The 22,067-nt window shown below is 61.0% G+C and carries 17 protein-coding genes and 1 pseudogene; 3 read left to right on the forward strand and 15 right to left on the reverse strand.

Annotation, left to right across the window (positions count from 1 at the left end; translation table 11 throughout):
• The 7 genes and pseudogenes from M0954_RS29155 to M0954_RS29185 form a co-directional block, all read right to left on the reverse strand.
• A pseudogene (locus tag M0954_RS29155) lies at positions 1-608 on the reverse strand (hypothetical protein); the annotation flags it as partial.
• Positions 609-654: 46 nt separating this feature from the next.
• Entirely contained in the window at positions 655-1,275 is a 621-nt protein-coding gene (locus tag M0954_RS29160) for a nucleoside/nucleotide kinase family protein (protein ID WP_123386356.1), read from the reverse strand.
• Positions 1,276-1,435: 160 nt separating this feature from the next.
• Positions 1,436-2,311, reverse strand: coding sequence for a sugar phosphate isomerase/epimerase (locus tag M0954_RS29165; RefSeq protein ID WP_297356956.1), 876 nt, complete (start codon positions 2,309-2,311; stop codon positions 1,436-1,438).
• On the reverse strand, positions 2,308-3,339 hold the full coding sequence (locus M0954_RS29170) for an ABC transporter permease (RefSeq protein ID WP_297356958.1): 1,032 nt from the start codon (positions 3,337-3,339) through the stop codon (positions 2,308-2,310). Before M0954_RS29170 ends, M0954_RS29165 begins: the two co-directional genes overlap by 4 nt.
• Positions 3,336-4,349: an ABC transporter permease gene (locus M0954_RS29175; RefSeq protein WP_122156826.1), complete on the reverse strand. Its 1,014-nt coding sequence runs from the start codon at positions 4,347-4,349 to the stop codon at positions 3,336-3,338. The genes M0954_RS29170 and M0954_RS29175 overlap by 4 nt, the downstream gene beginning before the upstream one ends.
• Entirely contained in the window at positions 4,342-5,910 is a 1,569-nt protein-coding gene (locus tag M0954_RS29180; RefSeq protein WP_122156827.1) for a sugar ABC transporter ATP-binding protein, read from the reverse strand. The genes M0954_RS29175 and M0954_RS29180 overlap by 8 nt, the downstream gene beginning before the upstream one ends.
• A gap of 40 nt (positions 5,911-5,950) precedes the next feature.
• Positions 5,951-6,943 (reverse strand): substrate-binding domain-containing protein, encoded by a 993-nt coding sequence (locus M0954_RS29185; protein ID WP_122156828.1) that lies wholly within the window; start codon positions 6,941-6,943, stop codon positions 5,951-5,953.
• Between the two features lie 234 nt (positions 6,944-7,177).
• Here M0954_RS29185 and M0954_RS29190 point away from each other — a divergent pair, with 234 nt between their 5' ends.
• Positions 7,178-8,239 carry a LacI family DNA-binding transcriptional regulator gene (locus tag M0954_RS29190; protein ID WP_122156829.1) on the forward strand — a complete coding sequence of 354 codons (1,062 nt, stop codon included), beginning with the start codon at positions 7,178-7,180 and terminating at the stop codon, positions 8,237-8,239.
• Positions 8,240-8,334: 95 nt separating this feature from the next.
• Here M0954_RS29190 and M0954_RS29195 read toward each other — a convergent pair whose 3' ends face one another.
• The 4 genes from M0954_RS29195 to M0954_RS29210 are packed head-to-tail and all read right to left on the reverse strand — an operon-like array spanning position 8,335 to position 11,258.
• A complete protein-coding gene (locus M0954_RS29195; protein WP_122156830.1) occupies positions 8,335-9,171 on the reverse strand; it encodes an aldo/keto reductase in 837 nt (278 codons plus the stop codon).
• Positions 9,172-9,229: 58 nt separating this feature from the next.
• Positions 9,230-10,081 carry a pirin family protein gene (locus M0954_RS29200; RefSeq protein WP_122156831.1) on the reverse strand — a complete coding sequence of 284 codons (852 nt, stop codon included), beginning with the start codon at positions 10,079-10,081 and terminating at the stop codon, positions 9,230-9,232.
• A 7-nt stretch (positions 10,082-10,088) separates the two neighbouring features.
• Positions 10,089-10,511 (reverse strand): DoxX family protein, encoded by a 423-nt coding sequence (locus M0954_RS29205; RefSeq protein ID WP_122156832.1) that lies wholly within the window; start codon positions 10,509-10,511, stop codon positions 10,089-10,091.
• A 48-nt stretch (positions 10,512-10,559) separates the two neighbouring features.
• Positions 10,560-11,258, reverse strand: a complete 699-nt coding sequence (locus M0954_RS29210) for a pirin family protein (protein ID WP_133894089.1) — start codon at positions 11,256-11,258, stop codon at positions 10,560-10,562.
• Positions 11,259-11,434: 176 nt separating this feature from the next.
• Here M0954_RS29210 and M0954_RS29215 point away from each other — a divergent pair, with 176 nt between their 5' ends.
• Positions 11,435-12,352 (forward strand): LysR substrate-binding domain-containing protein, encoded by a 918-nt coding sequence (locus M0954_RS29215; protein ID WP_123386362.1) that lies wholly within the window; start codon positions 11,435-11,437, stop codon positions 12,350-12,352.
• A 76-nt stretch (positions 12,353-12,428) separates the two neighbouring features.
• Here M0954_RS29215 and M0954_RS29220 read toward each other — a convergent pair whose 3' ends face one another.
• Positions 12,429-12,920, reverse strand: coding sequence for a TraR/DksA family transcriptional regulator (locus tag M0954_RS29220; RefSeq protein WP_297356960.1), 492 nt, complete (start codon positions 12,918-12,920; stop codon positions 12,429-12,431).
• Between the two features lie 132 nt (positions 12,921-13,052).
• Here M0954_RS29220 and M0954_RS29225 point away from each other — a divergent pair, with 132 nt between their 5' ends.
• On the forward strand, positions 13,053-13,370 hold the full coding sequence (locus M0954_RS29225; RefSeq protein ID WP_122156836.1) for a DUF6566 family protein: 318 nt from the start codon (positions 13,053-13,055) through the stop codon (positions 13,368-13,370).
• A gap of 128 nt (positions 13,371-13,498) precedes the next feature.
• On the opposite strand, the gene M0954_RS29230 is transcribed toward M0954_RS29225, so the two are convergent.
• The 3 genes from M0954_RS29230 to M0954_RS29240 form a co-directional block, all read right to left on the reverse strand.
• Positions 13,499-14,665 carry a porin gene (locus tag M0954_RS29230; RefSeq protein ID WP_297356966.1) on the reverse strand — a complete coding sequence of 389 codons (1,167 nt, stop codon included), beginning with the start codon at positions 14,663-14,665 and terminating at the stop codon, positions 13,499-13,501.
• 756 nt (positions 14,666-15,421) lie between these two features.
• Positions 15,422-17,071 carry a cyclic peptide export ABC transporter gene (locus tag M0954_RS29235; RefSeq protein WP_297356962.1) on the reverse strand — a complete coding sequence of 550 codons (1,650 nt, stop codon included), beginning with the start codon at positions 17,069-17,071 and terminating at the stop codon, positions 15,422-15,424.
• Between the two features lie 76 nt (positions 17,072-17,147).
• On the reverse strand, positions 17,148-22,067 hold a 4,920-nt coding region (locus tag M0954_RS29240), incomplete at its 5' end, for a non-ribosomal peptide synthetase (RefSeq protein WP_297356964.1).

Genomic DNA, 22,067 nt, shown 5'->3' on the forward strand with positions numbered 1-22,067 from the left:
ATCTCCTTCAGAGAAGCGAAGGTGCGGTTCGGCAAGCTTCGCGAAATACCGGGCTCCGGCGGAACCGGGTAGCTGTGAACCGATTGATGCGGACAGGCGAGCACCTCGATTCCTTCATCCGGGATTGCGAATGTGGGGTGGAGAGCGAACGGCAAGACGACGTCTCTCCGCGCATGGACAGTGAGTGAGACTATTAGCGCCGGCGCTTCGGGATCAACTTCAACGGTGCGCTCAAGGCTTTCGATTTCTTCCTCAGGCGGGTAATCAATCCGTAGCGCGAGCCTGTGTGCAGCCTTCTCGACAAGGCGCCACATGTGATTCGCGCCGTATCCATGGTTCCACGTATCCGTGGCGTTCCGTGTCTCGAAGCCTGGAGGCAGGCCGGGCGGCACCGCAACCGTTCCGAACGGCAGGCACGGCCATTCGCCGCGCAATGCGCGAAGGAGCCCCGGCCAGCGAGCGTCGTCGCCCCATGGAGCCACGTATAGTGGCGAAACGGTGCGGCCCTCGCCGAGCTCGAATCGCACAGGAGCAAGCATTCCTCCAAGTGACTGCGCAGTCGCTTCGCCATGCGCCCATTTCAACGTCCAACGTTCCATTGAATCCATCGTCCCGTCTTTCCAGGTTAGTTACCGGTCAGATTCTGTCGGCCTTCTACGACGGCAACTGAAACACCAGGTCGGCACGGTCTCGCGTCGACTCAATCAGGACTGCATTGGGCTCGTCGGTTTGTTGGACCCACTTTCGTGCGGCGTCTTCATCGCGCCCAAACCTGATGTGGCGGTCGATAAGCCGTTGCCTGCGCAACTCCGGATCGACGTCGACATACCAGGCCTCGTCGAGAAGTGGGCGAACCGCCTTCCAATGCCCGCGCTCCAGCAGCAGATAATTACCCTCAGTGACAACGAGCGGCACGTCGGGGCTGACGGGAATGGCCCCGGCAACGGGCTCTTCGATCTCCCGGCGAAACGCCGGCGCATAAACCGTCTCGCCGTGGTGCGGTGCCCGCAGGCGGTTCAGCAGAGCGACATAACCGGCACTGTCGAAGGTATCTTCCGCACCCTTGCGGGACGCGCGCCCGAGCCGTTCGAGTTCGACGTTCGCAAGGTGAAAACCATCCATCGGTACAATCACGGCCCGGCCAGGCAGCGCTTCAAGGATCTGCTCCGCCAGCGTTGATTTGCCGGCTCCGGGCGCACCCACCAGGCCGAGGATACGGCGTTGACCATCGGCGACAAGTTGTTCCAGCCGTGCGAGAAAGCGGTCTTCGATCATCGATACAATCCAGAGTTATTTGAGCAGGTAGCTACCGTCAACAAGCCCAAAATACCGCATGCCACGCAATATGACAATGGGAAACCGCACGATGACACCCATCCATACGGCATCCTAATTGTATCCGACGATCCTCTTTACAACATAACGGCGCAGTCTCTCAGTGATGAGCCTTCGCTTTGGCCGCAGCATTAATCCCGCCAGCGATGAAACTTCTTGCGTGTGTGGCCAGATCCATGCCGTCGTCCCACATATTTCGCCAGATTGCCAGTGCATTGGACAACTGCTCGTTCACGACCGCGGAAGAGAAACTCTCGAAGGTGACCACACCCTTATAGTCGATCATGGCGAGTGCGTGGAAAAACTGCGCGAAGTCGATGGTTCCAGAACCCAGATAACCGCGATTGCTTTCGCCAATATGGACGTAACCGAGCCTCTTGCCGCACTCCAATACCGGTTGCATGAAGTCGGATTCCTCGATGTTCATGTGATAGGTGTCGAGGTGCACAACCACATTGGGCGCATCGACGTCATCCAGCATCCTGAGCGCCTGCGATGCCGTGTTAAGCAGATTGCTCTCGTAACGATTCACCACTTCAAGCCCGAGGGTCACGTTTTTCTTCAATGCGAAGTCTGCAATCCGCTTGAGCGAGTCGACCGCGTTCCTGCGTCCCTGCACGGTGACGGGCGCTGAATACTTGGCCATCGCACCGTACAGGATGCCGCCAAAGTAGTTGCCTCCGAGCGCGGCAGTAATGGTGATGCCCTCTTCCAGCAGCGCCACGCCACGCGCAACCGTAGCCTGATCGTCGTTTGACACGTCCGCGTCAAAGGTCAGGCCACGCGAACAGCCGATTTGCAACCCGTGCTCCTGCAACAGGTCGCGAGTGAGCGCCAGGTCCATCACCTTTGGCCCATGCAACGACAGTTCAACGAGGTCGAAGCCTGCGGCCTTGGTCGGGCTGATTACCTTGCGGGTCGACGCCGGCGTCAGATCGCCAGCCCATACCAATGCGTGAACACCAAGCGTATTCATTGTGCAACTCCTCCCGATGCGGTCACGCGTCTGCGGACCAAGGACTGAAAAAAGCCGTTTGCCCACGCCCAACGGAGCAGCATCACGGCAAGCAAAAACACACCCCACAACGCGGTGGCGAGATGTTGGTTCGCACCGAGCAGATTGAGGCCAGAGGCAATCACCTGAAGGATGACCAGCGCAATCACCACCGGCACGACACGTCCGAAGCCGCCGAACGGATCGACGCGGCCGAGAAAGCACGCGAGTACGGAAATCAGCAGGAAAGCCTCGCCATGACCCACGCGCACCGAGTTGAAACTGGCCAGCATGACGATGCCGGCAACGCCGCACATGAGGCCCGATAGCATGTAAATCCGCGTGACCGCGCGCGTGGTGGCAATGCCCGAGTAGCGCGTCGCCTCGAGATTCGAGCCGATCATGCGTGTGGCAAAACCCAGTCGCGAGCGCGTCATGACGACGTGCCAGACCGCCGCGCAACCGGCGAAGATCCACAGCGGCACCGGAACGCCGAGTAGCAGACCGTTGCCCATCACCAGAACCGCAGGCGGGAAACCGGAGATGTCGCCACCGTGGGTCAGGAATTCACCGAGGCCGCGCAGGAAGATCATCATCGAGAGGGAGACCAGGATCGGGCTTGCGCCGGTACGCGCGATGATGGCGCCCATCACCCATCCGGACGCCGCACCCGTGGCCAGCGCCGCGGCAATGCCGAGCATGATGACGCCCGCGCCGGCATCTGCCCCGCCATAGGCGTGCAGCACCCAGGCCATTGCCAGTCCGGAAATATTGGCGGTAAAGGTCACGGCAAGATTGAAGCCGCCGGAGATCAGCGGCATCAGCATCGCCAGCGTAAACAGCCCCAGTTCCGGTAGCTGAAAGGCCACCGAGACAAACGTGTCGGCGGAAAAAAAGCGGCTGGACGCAAGACTCATTGCCAGGATCACGACAGCGAGAAAGCCGAGCAGACCGACGACGTCAGCAGGCACGAACGCTACAGCGGAACGTTGCGACGAAGATGTTTTCATGAGAAGGCCTTGACGCGTTGCGACGCGAAGCGCGATCCGACGAGTTTGGCGAAGCCGCCGCTCGACAAGGTAATGGCGATCAGAATGACAGCGCCGATGATCATCTTGAACGCGTACGGAGAGACCCCGAGCAGGTTGAGTCCGTTCGCGGTGATGGCGGTGAGCAGAATGCCAAGGATCGCACCGAGGATCGTGCCGCGGCCGCCGCCCAATCGCGCGCCACCGAGCACCACGGCTGCGAGCACGTCCAGTTCGCGGCCATACAGCGCATTGGGCACCACCTCCTGAACGTAGTGCGCCTGCATCAGCCCGGCGATCCCGGCCATCATCCCGAGCCAGCCAAAGGCGATGTAGTGCATGGCGCCAATATTGATGCCGACGCGGCGCGCCGCTTCCGGGTTGTCGCCCATGGCATAGAGCTGCCTGCCGGTGGTCGTGCGCCGCAGCAGGAACCAGGTGGCCACGACCGTGCCGAACATGACGGCAACAGGTAGCCCGAGGTCGGCAACGCCGCTTGGTGTCTTCAACGCGATCAGCGAAACGCGGTTCATCCACCAATCCGGCAGGTCGTACAGGGATACGCCTCCGGTCAGAAACATCAGGCCGCCAAAGAACACGTTAAAGGTTGCGATGGTCACCACGATGGAGACGATGCGGAACCGGTAGATGAACGTAGCATTGATGGCGCCAAGCAGAAATCCGAATGCGGCCGACGCGAGGAAGCCTAGCGCCCAGTTGCCGCCGCCCAGCCGCATGACCGTCAACGCCGTCAGGTACTGCACCACAGAGGCGCCCACCGCGAACGAGATGTCGATCCCACCGGCGATCAGGACCACGAGCAGTCCGACGGCGAAGATGATGTTGACCGAACTCTGGTTAAGCAGGTCGAACAGATTGGGCAGGGTCAGGAAGGTCGAGGTCGTCACGCTAAGGCCGATCACCATGACGGCGATGACGAGGATCAGCAGCGCCTCGATCGAACCGATCCCGAGTTTGCGCAGATCAGGCATGGACGTCTCGCTCGATTTGGTCAATGGATGTGGCACCCGGCACGTACTCCCTCACCACGCGGCCATTGCGCATATGCAGGATACGGTCGGCGTTGAAGTAGACCTCCGGGATCTCGTCGGAAATCAGCAGGATGGCCATGCCCTGTGCAGCAAGCTTGTGGATGATGGCAAAGATGCCGGCCCGGGCGCCGACGTCCACGCCTACCGTGGGTGAATCGAGAATCAGCAGCTTCGGGTTCGTGGCGAGCCACTTGGCCAGCACGATGCGCTGCTGGTTGCCGCCGGACAGGGTGGAGACCGCATCCTCCGGCTTGCCGATCTTGACCGCCAGTTGCTGGATCCAGTCTTTGATCAAGCCGTCGCGTTTCTTGAGACTGATCAGACGCGTGGCGTCGAGAAGATCGTCGAGCACCGCGGCGACGGTGTTGTCGCCGATCGATTGCGGCTGCACGAGACCGAGCTGAAGGCGATCTTCTGAAACATAAGCGATACCCGCCCGGATCGCGTCGCGGTTCGAGCCCAGCGATAATTTCTTGCCGTCGAGGCTGATTGAGCCTGCGTCCGGACGCGTCATCCCGAACAACGACAACGCGAGTTCCGTTCGCCCCGCGCCGAGGCGACCCGTGACGCCGAGGATCTCGCCTTTCCTGACGGAGAGCGAGACCGCGTCATATTCACCCCGTCGTGTCAGGCCGTCTACGTGCAGCACAGCGGGTGCAGCGGACAGGTCCGTCGTGCGCACGGCATAGTCGAAGGTGCGGCCCGTCATCAGTTCGGTGAGACGGGTTTGCGTCATACCTGCCGTGGGAAAAGTGCCGACGTACTGGCCGTCGCGCAACACCGTCACGCGCGTGCAGACGTCGAGCACTTCGGCAAGCCGGTGACTGACGAACACCACGGCGATGCCGTCGGCCGAGAGGCGACGCACGATCTTAAGGAGTGCCTCGGTTTCAGCATGACTGAGCGATGCCGTGGGTTCATCCATGAAAACGAGGCGCGCGTCGGCAACCAGCGCCCTGCCGATGGCGACGATCTGGCGTTGAGCGATCGACAACGAACGCACCGACCGACCCAGATCGATTGAAACGCCCAGCCGTTCGAGAATGCGGCGCGCCGCCACTTTCATCTGGCGGTAGTTGACGAGACGTGGACGCGGCCCGAGGTTCTGTTCGAAAGCAATGTTCTCTGCGACCGTCATCTCGGGAAACAGCGCGAGATCCTGCCAGATCACCTGGATGCCCAGTTCTCGCGCCTTCGCCGGATCCAACCCCTCGATCGACTGACCGTTCATCAGCATGACGGCATCAGACTCCGGCTGATAGACCCCGCTGATGACCTTGATCAGCGTGCTCTTGCCGCAGCCGTTTTCGCCGGCGAGGCACAGCACCTCGCCGGGCAGCACGTCGAACCTGATGGCCTGAAGCGCTTTCACACCGCCGAATATCTTGGAGATATTGTCGAGCTTGAGTAGCGCGGTATGAGTGGTCTCGACGACAACGCCCGCTTCGCTCGTGTGTCCCCGCTCAGGCGCGGGACGATCCTTTGAGACGGCTGAAATCATGGGAATGCTCCAATGCGACTGACAGGCAACCAAGGTCGCTTCAGAGACCTAACTTCGCGAGATCGTCAACGGTGTTGGCATTGAGATCCACCAACTGGTCGACGATCAGATCGTGACCCTGCGGATGCACGACGCCCAGACCCGGGATGTTCGTGCCGTCCTTGATCGGTTCACCCTTCGCGACCATCGTGCCGAGCGTAACGAACACCTCGCCGGCCTGCTCCGGATTCCACATGTAACCGCCGGTCAGGATGCCATCGTGCACGAGACGCTTGCCTTGTCCCGGCGAGAACGGTCCGAGCACGACGACCTGCCCTTTCTTATGCGTTTCGTCGACAGCGCGAGCCGCTCCGATCGGCCCCTGGCTGCCGAACGCCAGAATGCCCTTGAGATCGGGATGAGCCCGCATCAGGTCAAGCGCCGTCTGGCGCGATGCGTCGACATTCTCGGCCACGCCATAGCGGTCGCCGACCAGCTTCATGTCCGGATCGTTGGCCTTCAGATACGCAATGGCGGCGTCGGCCCAGGCGTTATGCAGCGGCACGGTGAGCGAGCCGACGAAGACCGCGTACTCTCCTTTGCCGCCCATGGCGGCAGCGAGGCGCTTGCCATAGGCTTCGCCGAAGCCTTTGACCGAGGCCAGTTCGAAGTCCCAATCCGTGTTCTCCTGGTTCGGAGATTCATGCGTGATGACCTTGATGCCTGCGGCTCTCGCCCGCTGCAGGACGGGCTCCAGTACCTTGGCATCGTTCGGCACCACGCCGATCACATCGACGTGCTGCGCAATCAGATCTTCGATCGCCCGGACCTGCAACGCCGGGTCCGCGCTGGTCGGGCCAACCATAAACGCCTTGACGCCCAGTTGATCCGCGCGCTTCTTGATCCCCGCCTCCATGGCGTTGAACCATGGGATACCGCCAATCTTCACGACGATGCCGATGACTGGCTTGTCGGGCGATGCCGAAGCCAGGCTTGTCGCGAGTGCAAACGCGGCGATGCCTGCGCACAGTGTGCGCACGAAGTTCTTTGACATGTCTCCTCCGTTGGACCCCGGCAGCCTTCGCCAAACGCCCAGATAGGTAATAGGAAATGAGCCGATCCGCTAACCTCAGCAAAGTTTGCTGAATCCATTCAGCAAATCGGTGAGCAAATGCTGAATCCATTCAGCTATAGGGTCAATCGGGTAGATACCCTAATATGGCTTCCTGTGGCAGAAGGTCTACCGTCTGCACAACGTGAACGATGGTGCTTTTGGAGTAAAAGGCAGATGGCCCGCAGCAGTTCAGGACGCAAGTCGACTATTTATGACATCGCCAAAGCGACGGGTTCTTCGACGTCGGCGGTGAGCATGGTGCTGAACGGCACTTGGGCTCGCTATCGCATCAAGGAGGAAACCGCCAATCGGATCCTCGCGAGCGCCGCGCAACTTGGCTACAACGTGAACATGAAGGCGCGCGGACTGCGCCTGTCCCGTTCGGGGCTGGCCGGCATGATCCTTCCGCACTATCGCAACCGTTTTTTTGCGGGGCTCGCGGAGAACTTCGAGGAGCACGCGAGGAGCCGCGGGCTGTGCCCTATCGTGGTCAGTACCCAACGCGACCCGGCGGTGGAAATGAGCGTGACGGAGACGCTCATCTCGCAGCAGGTGGAGTTGCTGTTCATTGTCGGCGTGCGCAATCCCACGCCACTTGACGCACTGTGCTCGGCGGCGGGTATTCCGTGCATCAACGTCGACTTGCCGGGCCCGGGTGCACCGTCGGTCGTATCGGACAATCGCGGCGGCGCACGTGCACTGACAGAGGCGTTGATGGAGAAGATGATCGCCGCCGGCAGCGCGCCCGGCGAGCTACTCTTTCTGGGCGGCGTCATGGATGAATATGCGACCGAGATGCGCATTGCCGGCTACCGCGACGCGTTCGAGGCTCGCGGGATCAGCCCCGCAGCAGATGCCGTGGAATGCTTCGGATACGGCGCGTCGTCTTCCCGGCGCGCACTGGCGTGCCGTTATGAAAGTCTCGGCAGACTTCCCACAGGATTGCTAATGAATTCGATTACCGCGTTCGAGGGCCTGGTTCAATTCGCGTCGAAATTGCCGCGAGAGGCCTGGCAATCCACGGTGGTCGGTTGCTTCGACTGGGATCCTTTTGCTGTGCACCTGCCGTTTGAGGTGACCATGATGCGCCAGGACGTGCAGAAGATAATCCTCGAAGCCTTCGCGCTGGCAGACAACCACGACGCAACCGACCATCCTCTCGTCATGGTGCCGACGGGCTTCGGAGAAATGGTCGAGGAAGATGAGCTGACGATCAAGATCGGGCGCGAATGCTGACACGCACGTTCATCTGATCGCCTCTTCGAGGTATCTGAAAGATGCGAATCGCCCGTAGGTCACGTTAAGCACAGGAGTGTCAGGGGCACGCATAATCAGCCGCTTGTCCTGTCCCACTTCGGCGCAAGCCCAGGCGGATTGACGATCCGGCTGTCCGCCGTCGCCAGCGAATGTATTGCCGTCATATCCCCGCTCTCCAGTTCGAAGTCGAATACCGCGAGGTTCTGCGCCAGCCGCTCAACCTTGGCGGTCCTCGAAAGCGCGACAACCCCGCGCTGTTGTACAAGCCACCGCAAGACTATCTGAGCGATGGTTTTGTCATAACGGGCCGCGATCTCTTCAAGCGTTGGCTCCGAGAACACACGGCCAATCGCCATGCCGCAGTATCCCGTCACGGCAAGTCCCGTCTGCAACGTGCTTTCAATAAGCAAGGACTGGTTCAGATACGGGTGATATTCGAACTGGTTGGTCACGAGAGGAATCGCAGAGAGCCGGACGGATTCCGTCATCAATGTGCGATTGAAATTGCTGACGCCGATGTGCCGAACCTTGCCGCTGCGCGCGACTGCATTGAGTCCCGCGATCTGTTCCGCCAGCGGCACGTTCGATCCCGGCCAGTGCAGCAAGAGCAGATCGATATAGTCTGTCTTGAGCTTTCGGAGGCTCTCGTTCACTGACGCTTCGAAGTTTCTCTCCGCGTAATTGCTAACCCAAACCTTGGTCGTCAGAAAGATCTCGCTTCTTGGGATACCGGACGCTGCGACGCAGTCGCCGATTTCGCCTTCGTTACCGTAGATTTGCGCGGTATCGATATGGCGGAAGCCGGCACGAAGCGCAGCGGGGATCAATCGATAGATCTCCGCAGCGCTCATTCCGTAAGTGCCGAAACCGATCGCCGGAATGGCGGCGTTACGAACATGGACGTTTTGCATGAGGTGTTCCCGATAGAGTCTTCGCACACTGCCTGAACCACAAGCCGCTTTAAGCGGACTATCCGATGCGCCCGCTACGACGCAGTTGTATTCCGATCTCCCCGATTCTGGCTTCCCCCGCACGCAACGCCTCCGACGACGTATGAACCGAGTAATAGCCAAGCACGAGATCGTGCGGATGGGGGACCGCGGAGCCGAGGACGAACTCCGTGTCTTCATCGGCGGTGAATGCCAGGACGCCTTCGGACTCGTCAAACACGACAAGTTCGTCGGCGATGGATTCATCTGCAATGCGCAGTGCGCCACGTTGAACACAAACCCAGGCGACCTCGTGGCCGGCCGGCCGCGTGTACTCCCAACGCTCTCCAGCCGCCAGCCGCACGAGCAGATAGTTGATGCCTGACGGCGCGGATACCGGGCTTTCGGCGTTTCCATAACGACCCAGGACAACCCGCGCCGGACCAATGCGAGGCACTTCGCTCACAGACAAATACTGGCTACGGGGCTCGCCCAGTTCGATCTCAGGTGGTAACGCGACCCACAGTTGAAAACCGCGCACCGGTGCATCGCCTTTGGCGCGACCATCGTGCCACACGCCCTGACCCGCATTCATCCACTCGACACCACCGGCTGGCATGACCCCAGATGCGCCTGTCGTGTCTTCATACTCAACTTCACCTTCCAGCAGGACGGTCGTCGTGGCGAGGCCCGAATGGGGATGCATGGAGAAGCGCATGCTGGCTTCCACCGAACTATCGAAATAGTCGAGAAAGACAAACGGCTTCAACACCTCTCCAAGGTCGGACGGACTGACCAGCCGCTTGACGGGACCGTGTTGCCGACCAACTGTCCGTGTGACTATCGCTCTTCCGGCCCTCAGAGGGCCGGAGGTATGGGCAGTAGTTTGCATGGCAGGCTTAGCTTGCGTTCAAAGGCGAAAGACGCGAAGCGATGCGGCCGAGCCGTGCATCCAGGCTGAACGCGCCTGCACCGAAGTAAGTGATCTGCAGGAGGCCGCCAGCCATCATCACGTTCTTGAGGAAGTGAATCATCTGGTTTTGGTCTGCCCAGTTGTGGTGGAAGAAAAGCGCCGTCACCACACAGAACACCGCCATCGCCACTGACACAACGCGCGCGCGGTAGCCCGACAGCAGCAGCAAACCGCCACCCAGCTCGGTCAGCACGGCGACAACGAACGCGAGCGGCGGCACGGGCAGACCCATGGCTGCGATATAACCAACTGTCGCACCATACGCCGCGAGCTTACCCAGCCCACTCATGACAAACGGCCCACCAATCAGGATGCGGCCCAACAGCGGAAGAAATTTAAAGCGTTCCATTACGATCTCCTAAATGAAATTACGGAGGTGGATGACAAGAAAAGGAAATCAGCCGGCGTCCACCATCACCAGTTCTGAATCTTCAAGTGCGGAAATCTGCGCGGTGACGACCGTCGTAATCGCCACGCCGTCAAGCGGTCCAACCGGTTCGCCGTTCACTTCGATGCGTCCCGACGCCACCACGAGATAGGCGCGACGCGCTGGAGCCAATTCGTATCGAACGCTTTCGCCTGCCTTTAGCATCGCGCCAAGCACACGCGCATCGGCGCGAATAGGGAGCGCACCATCCTCGCCGGCAAACCCGCTTGCAAGGACTACGAAGCGCCCGGAGCGGTCGCCTTTGGGGAAGGGTTTCGTATCCCACGCCGGTTCGCCACCGCCTTCACGCGGTAGCAGCCAGATCTGATAGAGCTTGAGCGGCACCTCGCCCCGGTTGAACTCGGCGTGGCGTATTCCCTTGCCTGCGCTCATGACCTGAACATCGCCTGCGCCGATTGCTCCCTCGGATCCCAACGTGTCCCGATGTCCGAGCAGGCCTTGGCGCACATAGGTGATGATCTCCATGTCACGGTGTCCGTGCATCGGAAACCCGCTGCCAGCGACGATCTCGTCGTCGTTCCAGACGATCAGCGGTCCCAGGGGAGCATGCGCGGAATTGCCGTCGGCGTTGACCGCGAAATGGTGTTTCGCGCGCAGCCAGCCAAGGTCCGCCCTGTCCAATGATTCCCAACGCCTGTGTGTGAGCATGTCCGCCTCCGTTTCCCGCCACCGCGAATGCGGTGCGGGCCGCCTGTACGAGCGACCGGGTTCGGCGCGGGTACAGGTGATGAGACGCATGCTATATTTGCAACGAACCCGTGCATATCTCCTATATTGGAATGCATCGTTGCCCCGGATAGAACAATAAGAGGGAGCCTGTGCCTATGAACGCGATCACCGACCTCAACGATCTTCGGCTGTTCGCAGCGGTGGTCGAGCACGGAAGCTACACGGCGGCCGCGCGCAGCCTCGGCCTGCAGACGTCGAAGCTCAGCCGGCGCATTCGTGCTCTGGAGGAAGAACTTGGCGTCCGCCTGCTGAATCGCACCAGCCGGAGCCTGTCTTTGACGGAAACCGGGCGGCAGTTCCACCAGCATTGCCTCGCGCTGGTAGCGGAAGCAAACGCCGCCAAAGATATCGTGGACCGCACGCGCGCGAGGCCGCAGGGCACCGTCCGCATTGCCTGTCCCGTCGCCTTGCTGGAATCCGGTATCTCCAGGATCATCGCGCGATACGTCGAGGAGAACTCTGAGGTCCAGGTTCTGCTGGATGCAACCAACCGCCGCGTGGATGTCGTCGAGGAAGGTCTGGACTTCGCGATCCGGGTCAGGCTTCCGCCATTGGAGAACACCGATCTCGCCGTCCGCCAGTTGGGACTGTCGATCCGCATTCTGGTTGCCAGTCCTGCCTTGACGGCGCGCTATCCGGTGCCCAGTTCTATCGAATCGGTTAAGGAATGGCCCACCGTTTCCATGGCCAGCAGCGGCGGGCGATTTGTCTGGGAGCTCGTCGACGCTGAGGGGCACGCGACATCATGGGCGCATCAACCGCGACTCGCGACCGACGACCTGGCCAGCCTGCGGGTCGCGGCCATATCAGGTGTCGGGGTGGCCATGCTGCCGAGGGAACAGGTCGATGCCGATATTCGGGCAGGCCGCCTGCAGCACCTGCTGCCCGGCCTGGCCAGCACGCCGGGTCTCGTGCATGCGATCTTCCCCACGCGCCGAGGCATGGTTCCGGCGGTGCGGCACTTGCTCGACGCACTCGTTTCGGGATGCGAAGGTCTGAACTCGACGCACTAGGGTGGCAAAGCTACCTTCTTCTTCGTACGACCCGTCGCCCCTTCGTCCTGGGAAGAGGCGCCTCCTCCGGCGCTACTTAGTTGCCGGCCTCTCGGCGGCCCTGTTCCTCGACCGTATAGATCGCCTCCGGCATCACCTCGAGCCGGCCTTTGGGGATCGGGTCGCCGCTTTTGTCCGAAAAGCCGTAAGTGCCCTCGTCGATCTTCTGCAGGGCTCGCTCGATATCGCCAATGCGCAAATCATTCGTGTTACGCAGCGACTGGTTGATTTCATCCTGCGCCATTCCTTGCGCGTCGTCCTCGAATTCTTCGGCCTCGTCGCCGTGCTCCTCCTGCGACGCGCGCTCGTCGGCAATGGTGTCCTCTTCTGTGCCCAGCAATTGCTGGCGCAGCGCCTCGAGGCGCTTGCGTTGCTGCGCGATAAACTCCTCACTCAAGTCACCTGATTGATCCGGCATGGTTTCCTCCCTTAGGGGAATGCGGGTAATTCGTGTAATGCGGGTCCGGTCCGCGGTTCGCGATTTCGTCGCACGAACAAACATCATCGCGCTGAACAGATGCGCCCGCAATGTCCATACCTGTAACAAACGTTATGAGCATGTGTCTCAGCGCTGAAACTGCGGCATGATGGTATGCGGTGAGTGAGGGGCGTCCGCGCTACCGCAAACGGGTGTCAATCAGGACCGTTAAAGGAGAACACGATGGCAGCAAGCAGTGTTTCTTACGGCGGATATGAAATCGTCATGTCCCCTGAAACCAACAAGTTCGGCGCCTGGGTCACGAGCGTGAGCCTGAAAGACAGCACGGGAAGGGTTGTCGAGCATCGCCCCATGACCGTTCAACCCGAATGGCGGACTGAAGAGGAAGCGATTCGAGACGCAGTCGAATGGGGGAGCCGGTTCATCGAGCGTGAACTCAACACATCGCGATCGCACTCATGGGTGGTTGACCGCTCCCGTGCGGAAATCTGGTTTCGCGATGTGCAGGAAAAATCGCGTGGCCTTGAAATCGATACGTAAAGCCTGAAGGCCGAGGCCTGCGAAAGAACCTGGGCAGGCGGGTTCTGTTCGTGTGCAGAGGAGATCGCAGGATTTTCATCCCGCGATCTCCTCAAGAAATGGGCTCTCGACGGTGCAACAATCCCCTATCAGAACTGGTGATTGATACCGATAGTCGCGCCAAACTGGCTGCGGGACGACGCAGCAGATTGCTCGGCGATGGCCGCCGTCGCGGTGACAACCTTGCCGTTATCGATTGTCTGACCGTTAGCCCGCTGGAACGCTTCCAGCACATAGATGCGAGTTCTCTTGGAGAGGTTATAGAGCTCGGTCAGGTTAATCTGCTGATAACTCGCTGCATCCTGAACGCCGTTGGCCTGGGTAGCACGCGTGTAGCTATAGCCAACAGCCAGATCCCACGACACCACCGGCCGGTAGTGGAGAACCGCGCCGCCCGTATTGAAGATCGCGGTCGTCGAGAAGCCCGAATTCGGGCCAGCGATGTATTGAACGTTCGAATAGGATGCCGAAACATCCCATTGCGGGTTGAACTGATAGCCGCCCGTCACAGCGAAGCGTTGCTGCGCTGCGGCGTTCTGATAGCCGTTCGTGATGCTCGATTCACCCTGTTCACCGGTTCCCGAATAGGCGGTTGAACTGGAGCTCCACGCGCCACCGCCGCTCGTTGCATTGTCAAAGCGCGCGAAGCCGACGCCTATGCCCGCACCACCAGCCAGGTACTGCGCGCCGACGCTCCACGACGAGCCCGTATTGAAGGCGCCCGCCACCCCGCCCAACGCGTACATGCCGCTTATCTTCAGACCGGCGAATGACGGCGACGTGTAGACGAGTGCATTGTTGACGCGGTAATCGGTATCGAGCGCGTCGAGGTCGCCCGGATGCGCGCCGAAGGCGCCCGTCAGCCACGGAGTCGGGCCGTATTGCGCGAGCATGTTGTAGTAAGGGGTGTACTGGCGTCCCGCCGTGAACGTACCGTAGGTATCGTTGGTCAGGCCTACCCAGGAAGCTCGACTAAACATCAGACCGGCCTTGCTCAATGCGCCGGTGTCGGCATTGAAGCCCTCTTCGAGTTGAAAGATCGCCCTGGTGCCGCCCCCCAGGTCCTCAACGCCCTTGAAGCCGAAGCGCTCGCCACCCCACACCCCTTCAACCAACTTGACCACCGATTGCCCACCCTTGGTCGCGCCAGTCGACGGAGCCTGGCTGCTCAGGTAACCCACTCCCGTGTCCACAATCCCGTACAGCGTGACGCTGCTTTGCGCAAACGCCGTCCCCGTAGCGAGCATGGCCGTCATGCCAGCGAATACCAACCCGGCTTCCTTGTAGCGTTTCATCTGATCATCCTTTGTTGTCGTCGGAGTTATGGCGGCATGTCTTGCCGCACGAAATTGTCCGGCTGCCGTCCCGGCACCCAGTTGTCACTCGCGTCGTCACGTATCTCCTGAAATGCCGCTCATGACGATACGTTGTCCTTATCACATGCTTCGAACCTTGGTCTGCTGTCGGAAAGCGCGTTCGGATGTCGCAGGCCAGGGCCGATGAAGCTTTCTTTGCTGCGTGAACTTGTGATCGTGCGGACGGGCGCTAGCGTTCAAAAGAGTGGGGTGAAGTCGCACTGAGTCGGTGGCCGGGTCGTCACTTCAAGCGACGTCCACGGCGCGACATTTGACTGACAACCACTTCAAGTTGAACGTGTCATCCCATCTAAATCTTGATATTTGGGATATTTCGCCGCTCTGCGCATGGACAACTTTACTGTCCGGAACCAATCCGTAAGCGAACATACCGAACCACTCACGATGATGTCAAGCAACTTGCGGCGCCCAGCAGAGGCCTTTGTTCAGGAAAAAATGTCTTAACTCTTTGTTTTAATTTTAATATTCAAGCTAAGTAAGGAAAACCCCAATGCGGAGATTCCGTGTCCGCTTAACATCACAAAGAAAAATATCCACTCGTAATACAACTATCTCTTTACATTGGTCAGCGAGCCCCGGCAGCCAGCAGCGCCGTTGTCAGCGCCGTTGTCCGGCTTCCTGCTGGCCCCCGCGGTCTCACTCCACCGCCGACCTTACCGCCTGATGGACGAGATCAGCGCCAGCACCCTCCTCCACAACCTGGCCGTAATCGAGCTTGATATAGCGATCCGCGAGTTCAAAGTAGCGATCGTCATGGGTGATCACCAGAACGGTTTTGCCTTTGGCCTTGAGATCCGGCAGCAGGCGGCGATAGAACACCTCCTTGAAAGTCGGATCCTGATCCGCTGCCCACTCGTCGAACACATAGAACGGACGGTCCTCGAGATACGCGACCATTAGCGCGAGACGTTTGCGCTGCCCCTGCGACAGATTGATCGTCGACAGCTTGCCATCGCGAATCGTCACCTTATGCTCCAGATGCAGCAGTTCGAGCAGTTCCTGAGCATGCGCGTCCAGGCCCTCCAGATGCAGGCCATGCAACTGGTCGAACAGGAAAAAGTCGTTGAAAACGACTGAAAAGTGCTGACGGTAGATATCGCGCTCGGCCTCGCCGACCGCCTGACCATTCAGCAGGATTTCACCGCCTTCCGGCGCATAGAGACCCACCAGCATCTTCGCCAGCGTCGTCTTGCCGCTGCCGTTGCCGCCAATCAGGTACACGAGTTCGCCTGGGCTGAACGCCAGGCTGATCGGCCCAAGCGTGAACACCTCGTTTTCTTTCTCGCGGAAATAGCGGTGCGTGACGCTCTTCAGCTCGATGCTGTCGAAGGCGTGGGCCGATTCTGCCGGCAGCACATTCTCGCGAGGAAGATCGCGGTTCACCTTGTCGACGCGTTCTAGTGCCACCTTCGCCGAACCCAGCGAGGGAATCGACGACAGCAGGCTCTCGATCGCCGTGCTCATGTAGAGGAAGATCACCACGTAGCCCGACAGCACATGTCCTTGCACCGGATAGATGCGTGTCAGCAGAAACAGGACGCAACCGATGAAGGCGAGGAAAATCATGCTGCCCCAACTCGCGGCCGCCGTGTACAGCACGTAGCCGTGCGTGCGCTGCACGCGCACCGCCTCGACGCTCGTAGCGAGCGAGTCGTCGACGAACGCCTGTCTGCGGCGGCGATGCAGCTTCAGCTCTTTTGCCCCATCGAAGAGTGAGCGGAAGTCACCCACCAGATCATCTTCCCGTTGACGCGAACTGCGCAGATGAAACATGGCGCGCGTATTGGCCAGATGAAATCCCAGCGAGCCGATCAGGATCGTCACCAGCGCGAACAGCAGGATTTGCCACGACAGATAGCCCAGATACGCGAGACACCCCAGCACGATCGAAGCATTCATCGCGAGTGTCGGCACGCTCAGGAAGAACACGACGATGGTGTCGAGATCCTGTGTCAGCACCGTCAACGCTTTCGCGCCACCCTGGCGTTCGAGGTTCTGATAGGAGGCCTCAGTGACGCTACGGATCGTCCTCATGCGCAGCGCCGCTTTGGTCGCCTGGCCGAGCCGCACGAAGAAAGTCTGCGACAGCGTGCGCGTAACGAGCACGGCGAGCGCCAGCAGCAAAAAGCGCCAGCCGAGTTCCGACAACTGGCCAGCCGAAGCGCCGAGCGCCTGATTGATAATCGCGATGAGAGCGGCATTGCTCAGACCGCCGATAACACTCGTTATCAGCGCGAGCACCAGAATCCAGCGGGATTGCCGGACCAAGGTCAGTAGCAGGGACATGAAAACCTTGTTTTGAAGTAGTTGAAAACGTCCAGCGTATCGGTCAATGCATCGCCAGTCAGATGCGAGGCCACCGTCATAGCTCCGCGAGAATGTCCAGCATTTCAGCCGCCATCGCATCGTCGTCCTGCGCCACCCGGTTCGCGGACGCGAGCGTCTGCGCGAGGTGGTACAGCGGCTGATTGTTCATCAGATCCGCTAGTTGCGCTTCGATGCCAAGCGTACGCCGGATGGACGACTGCACCTGCATCGCCGCCAGCGAGTGGCCGCCGAGTTCGAAGAAGCGATCGCTACGGCGAACCGTCTGCACCTCGAGGACGCCGGCCCAGATCGCAGCGAGCGCCTCTTCAAGCTGGCCTTGTGGCGGATCGGCCGGTTCTGCGCCTGCCTGCGTCAACTCGTGCGTACCGGGCATGGGCAGCGCAAGCCGGTCGATCTTGCCGTTCGGGTTCAGCGGCAGTGCGTCGAGCACGATCACCGCTGACGGCACCATGTAGTCCGGTAGCGTGGCGGCGAGGCCAGCGCGTAACGCTTGAACGTCCAGTTGCGCACCCGGCACGGCTGCGACATAGGCCAGCACGCGTGCACCGCCCGCGCCATCGCGCACCACCGCCACTGCCTCGCGCACTTCACGCTGACACGATAGCGCCGATTCGATCTCGCCAAGCTCGATGCGGAAGCCGCGCACCTTCACCTGGTGATCGATACGGCCCAGATAGTCGAGCGTGCCACGAGCGTTCCAGCGCACTACGTCGCCCGTTCTATAAAGCCGGCTGCCGGGCGACGCCGCATGACGATCGGCGATGAAACGGTCCGCCGTCAAGCCCGGCCGCCCATGGTATCCGCGTGCAAGCAGCGCGCCGCCGATGCACAACTCGCCGGCCACACCGACCGGTACGGGATTAAGCTGCATGTCCAGGACCTGCAGCGAACGGCCGTCGAGCGGAGCGCCAATCGAAATATGCGGCGGAACCTCTACGCCGGAGCGTAGATATGGCGTGCAATCGAATGCGCTCGCCGTGACCGTCGCCTCGCTCGGTCCGTAGGTGTTCGCTAGCGCGACATGTGCCAGGCCTGCCGTACGCCAGGCGAGCACACCGTCAGCGGGCATCGCCTCACCGCCTGCATGCACCCTGCGCAGACTCGCACAGGCGACACGTGCACGCGGATTGATGGCGAAGTCCTGCGCCAGCGCGTTCCAATAGGCAGTGGTGAGATCGGCGACCGTGATGTGTTGTTGCTCGACCTCATCGAGAAAGCGCTCGCTGCTCCATAGCTGCGGTCCACGAAGGATCAATGCGGCGCCGACGCCCAGCGTCGCAAACACCTGCTCGACAAAGCCATCGAAATTGAAGGTGGAGAACTGCAGCACGCGGTCGCCAGACGTGACACCGAACAGATCGATCGATACCTTGGTATGCTGAGCAAGCGCCCCGTGTGTGATACCGACGCCTTTCGGGCGGCCAGTCGAGCCCGAGGTGTAGATCACGTAGGCGAGGTTGTCGCGCGATACGGTGCACGCAGGGACGCGGTCCGTCTGCTCAGGATAGGCGCTCGCCAGCGCCAACGCCTGCGGCACGTCGATGCTCGCCACGCCGAGCCCTGCGAGAGCGTCGGTGGATGCCCCGGCCGTCAGTGCCAGTTTGATCCCGCTGTCCTCGATCATGAATGCGAGCCGCTCGGCCGGGTAGGACGGATCGAGCGGTACGTAAGCGCCGCCCGCTTTCAGCACGGCGAGCACCGCTACTATCGTCTCGAACGAGCGCTCGATCGCAATGCCGACTCGCGACTCCGCCGCGACGCCTGCCGCGCGCAAACGATGCGCGAGGCGGTTGGCGCGGCGCTCGAGCGTCGCATAGTCGAGCGACTCGCCGTCGAGCACGAGCGCCTGCTCAGCGCTCCGCGTGGCTGCCTGACGAGCGATGCGCTCATGCACCAGCGGCGCTTGCTCAAGCGCGCCACCCGCTCCCCATTGTCGCAATTGCGCGAGTTCGTCATCCGGCAACATGGCCAGCGCACCGAGCAGAGCCGCCGGATTCGCAACGAACGCGTCGAGCAGCGCGGCCAGATGCGACGCGAGCCGTTCGACCTGCGACGCATCGAAAGCGTCGCACATATAAGCGAATTCAATTTTTAACGTCTCGCCGTCCTGCTGCGCGCCGCTATGTTGCGCGTGTCGTCCCTGAGTGACCGAGAGGGTCAGCGGATAGCTCGTGCGATCCTCGTTACGAAGTCCTGAAAACTGCAACTCGCGCGGCGCCGCTGCATCAAGGATCTCGTCGACCGGATAGTTCTCGAACACGACGACGCTGTCGAACAACGCCTGTCCGCCTTCCAGTTTCACCCAGCGCTGGATGTCGTACAACGCGACGTGCTCGTGTTCGCGCGCCGCTACGCCGTGCTGCTGAATCTGTTCGAGCCATGCACCGACGCTCGTCGACGCTTGCGGCGTAGCGATCACCGGAATCGTATTGATGAACAGGCCGAGCGTGCGATCGGCGCCCGCCAGCGCTTCGGGGCGGCCGGCAACGGTCGCGCCAAAGCTTACTGTACGTTGCCCCGTATAACGCTGAAGCAACACAAGCCACGCTGCCTGTACCAAGGTGTTCAGCGTCACGTGTCGCGCTTTCGCGAAAGCGCTTAGTTGCGCGGTACGCTCGGCATCCCAGATCTGCAACGTTGAAGCATGTGACTCCGCGCGTGCAGTGCTGGTCGACTCGGGTGAGTCAGCCCGACTGGACACTGCGGCCGCATCATCCACGGCTTGCGGCTTCGGCAACGCGCTAGCCAGCAACGTCGGACCGTCGAGGTGGGCGGTCTGCGCTCGCCACCATGCCACGCTTGCATCCTGATCGCGGGTCTGCAGCCACGCGATGAACTCGCGATAACGTCCCGGTGGTCCAACTTGCTTACGACCTTCATACTCGCGCAATATTTCCGCGAGCAATTGCGCGGCGCTCCAGCCATCGAGCAGCGCGTGATGAAAGGTCCAGACAAGGTGATAGTGCGACGCACCCGTGCGGATCAGCATCACGCGCCACAATGGCGGATGAGCCAGATCGAAACCGCTCTCGACCTGCGTGGCCGCATAGGCATCGAGCCGCGTTGCAAGCTCCGGCTCTTGCGCATCGCGCCAGTCTTCGATGAAGAACGGCAGCGCGACGCTGCGGGCCACCCACTGGCGAGGCGCATCCTCAAACGAAAGAAAACCGGTGCGCAGAATGTCGTGACTCACAGCGGCCGATTCCCACGCTGCCTGAAAGCGCGCGCAGTCAAGACGTTCGACGTCGACGCGCAACTGGTTCACATACGCGCCAGGCTGCTGCCCGAGCAGACTGTGAAACACAATGCCGGTCTGCATCGGCGCCAGCGGATACAGGTCCGCAACTTCGCTCGCGTCCACCGGCAAGCCGTCGAGCTGCGCTTGATCGAGCTTGGCGAGCGGAACATCCGATGGCGTCAGGCCGCACGCACCACTCTCGCAATGCGTGAGCACGGCCAGCAGTTCACGGCGAATATCTTGCGCGAGCGCTTCGAGCGTGCTCGCGTCGTAACGATCCCCACCCGCGTGCAGTAGCGTCAGCGACAACTCGCCGCCGTTCACCTGGCCTGCGATTTCGAGCGCGTGTGTACTGCCACTGCGTTCGTCATGCGCGTGGCCCGTGCTTTCGCTCGCCAGTTGCCAATCACCATCGCCAGCGAGCGTGCCGTCGAACTGGCCGAGGTAGTTGAACAGCACCTCCGCATGACCGACGTCCGATAGCGCAGCACGCTGTTCGGGCGTCCCCAGGTATTTAAGCATACCGAAGCTCATGCCGCCGTGCGGTACCTCACGGCGCGCTTCCTTCACGCGCTTTAACGCGGCGCCGATCTCGCCAGTAGGCTCAAGCCGGAACGGATAGACCGCCGTGAACCAACCAGTGGTGCGGCTCAGGTCTGCGGCACCGAAATGCGTCTCGCGGCCATGTCCTTCGAGATCGATGCGCAACACGTCTTGCCCGGCGAAGCGGCACAAGGCACGACCGGCTGCCAGTAGCAACAGATCGGCTAGCTGGGTTCGATAGGCTGCCGACGCATCTCGCAGCAGGCGGCTCGTCGTGGCCGCGTCGAAACGCACGGTCGAGCTGACTGGGGCAAAGGCTTGTGCCCCAGCAGAGTTATCGCTTATCGAACGCGCAGGCAGTGCGGCCGGAACATCGGCCAGCGCCTGCCACCAGGCGCTATATTGTTCAATCTCCGGCTGACGCGCGGTGTGCTGCAACTGCCGGGCGAACGCCTGATACGAGGTGGTGCGCGCAGGCAACGACACGGCCTCGCCCGCACCCAGTTGCGTGTACACGCGCCGCAGATCATCGAGCAGGATGCGCCACGACACGGTATCGATGACAAGGTGATGGATTGCGAGGAACAGACGCCAACTGCCGTCCTCGATACGCATGGCAAGCGCTCGCATCAACGGCCCGCGTGTCAGATCGAGCGTGCGTTGCGCGGCGTCGCAGAGTGCCTCGATGGCAGACATCTGCACGTCGTTTGCAAGCTGCAGCATCGACGCCGACTCCACAGGCGTGTATTGCTGACGCCAGCTAAAGCCATCCGAATGCGGCGGCTCGCACTGCACGAAGCGCAGACGCAACGAGTCGTGATGCGCGACGACAGCGCGTAACGCTCGTTCGAGACAATCGGTGTCGACGGCCTCATCGAGGCGCAGCAACACCGCCTGGTTCCAATGATGACGTTCGGGCAGCGGCTCCGCAAAAAACCACGCTTGGATTGGCAGCAACGGAACCGGTACTTGCAGATCGATCGTGCTCGATGCATTGCCGTCGTCCGGCAGTGCTTCGTCGAGAGCAATCGCGCAGGTCGCGAGCTGCGCAATCGTCTGCTGTTCGAAGATCTGCCGGGCGGTCAGCAGAAGTCCGGCCTGACGCGCGCGCGCGACGATCTGCAGGCCCATGATCGAATCGCCACCCAGCTCGAAGAAATTCTCATGCCGTCC

The sequence above is a fragment of the Paraburkholderia sp. genome (genome assembly GCF_026225065.1).
Lineage (GTDB): Bacteria > Pseudomonadota > Gammaproteobacteria > Burkholderiales > Burkholderiaceae > Paraburkholderia.

Excerpts from the sequence above, each read along its gene's own strand:
- M0954_RS29165 (WP_297356956.1), bottom strand. The coding sequence starts at position 2,311 with ATGAATACGCTTGGTGTTCACGCATTGGTATGGGCTGGCGATCTGACG.
- M0954_RS29210 (WP_133894089.1), bottom strand. The coding sequence starts at position 11,258 with ATGCTCACACACAGGCGTTGGGAATCATTGGACAGGGCGGACCTTGGC.
- M0954_RS29235 (WP_297356962.1), bottom strand. The coding sequence starts at position 17,071 with ATGTCCCTGCTACTGACCTTGGTCCGGCAATCCCGCTGGATTCTGGTG.
- M0954_RS29160 (WP_123386356.1), bottom strand. The coding sequence starts at position 1,275 with ATGATCGAAGACCGCTTTCTCGCACGGCTGGAACAACTTGTCGCCGAT.
- M0954_RS29175 (WP_122156826.1), bottom strand. The coding sequence starts at position 4,349 with ATGCCTGATCTGCGCAAACTCGGGATCGGTTCGATCGAGGCGCTGCTG.
- M0954_RS29230 (WP_297356966.1), bottom strand. The coding sequence starts at position 14,665 with ATGACGGCCATGCTCGCTACGGGGACGGCGTTTGCGCAAAGCAGCGTC.
- M0954_RS29180 (WP_122156827.1), bottom strand. The coding sequence starts at position 5,910 with ATGATTTCAGCCGTCTCAAAGGATCGTCCCGCGCCTGAGCGGGGACAC.
- M0954_RS29190 (WP_122156829.1), top strand. The coding sequence starts at position 7,178 with ATGGCCCGCAGCAGTTCAGGACGCAAGTCGACTATTTATGACATCGCC.
- M0954_RS29205 (WP_122156832.1), bottom strand. The coding sequence starts at position 10,511 with ATGGAACGCTTTAAATTTCTTCCGCTGTTGGGCCGCATCCTGATTGGT.
- M0954_RS29225 (WP_122156836.1), top strand. The coding sequence starts at position 13,053 with ATGGCAGCAAGCAGTGTTTCTTACGGCGGATATGAAATCGTCATGTCC.
- M0954_RS29200 (WP_122156831.1), bottom strand. The coding sequence starts at position 10,081 with ATGCAAACTACTGCCCATACCTCCGGCCCTCTGAGGGCCGGAAGAGCG.
- M0954_RS29170 (WP_297356958.1), bottom strand. The coding sequence starts at position 3,339 with ATGAAAACATCTTCGTCGCAACGTTCCGCTGTAGCGTTCGTGCCTGCT.
- M0954_RS29215 (WP_123386362.1), top strand. The coding sequence starts at position 11,435 with ATGAACGCGATCACCGACCTCAACGATCTTCGGCTGTTCGCAGCGGTG.
- M0954_RS29195 (WP_122156830.1), bottom strand. The coding sequence starts at position 9,171 with ATGCAAAACGTCCATGTTCGTAACGCCGCCATTCCGGCGATCGGTTTC.
- M0954_RS29185 (WP_122156828.1), bottom strand. The coding sequence starts at position 6,943 with ATGTCAAAGAACTTCGTGCGCACACTGTGCGCAGGCATCGCCGCGTTT.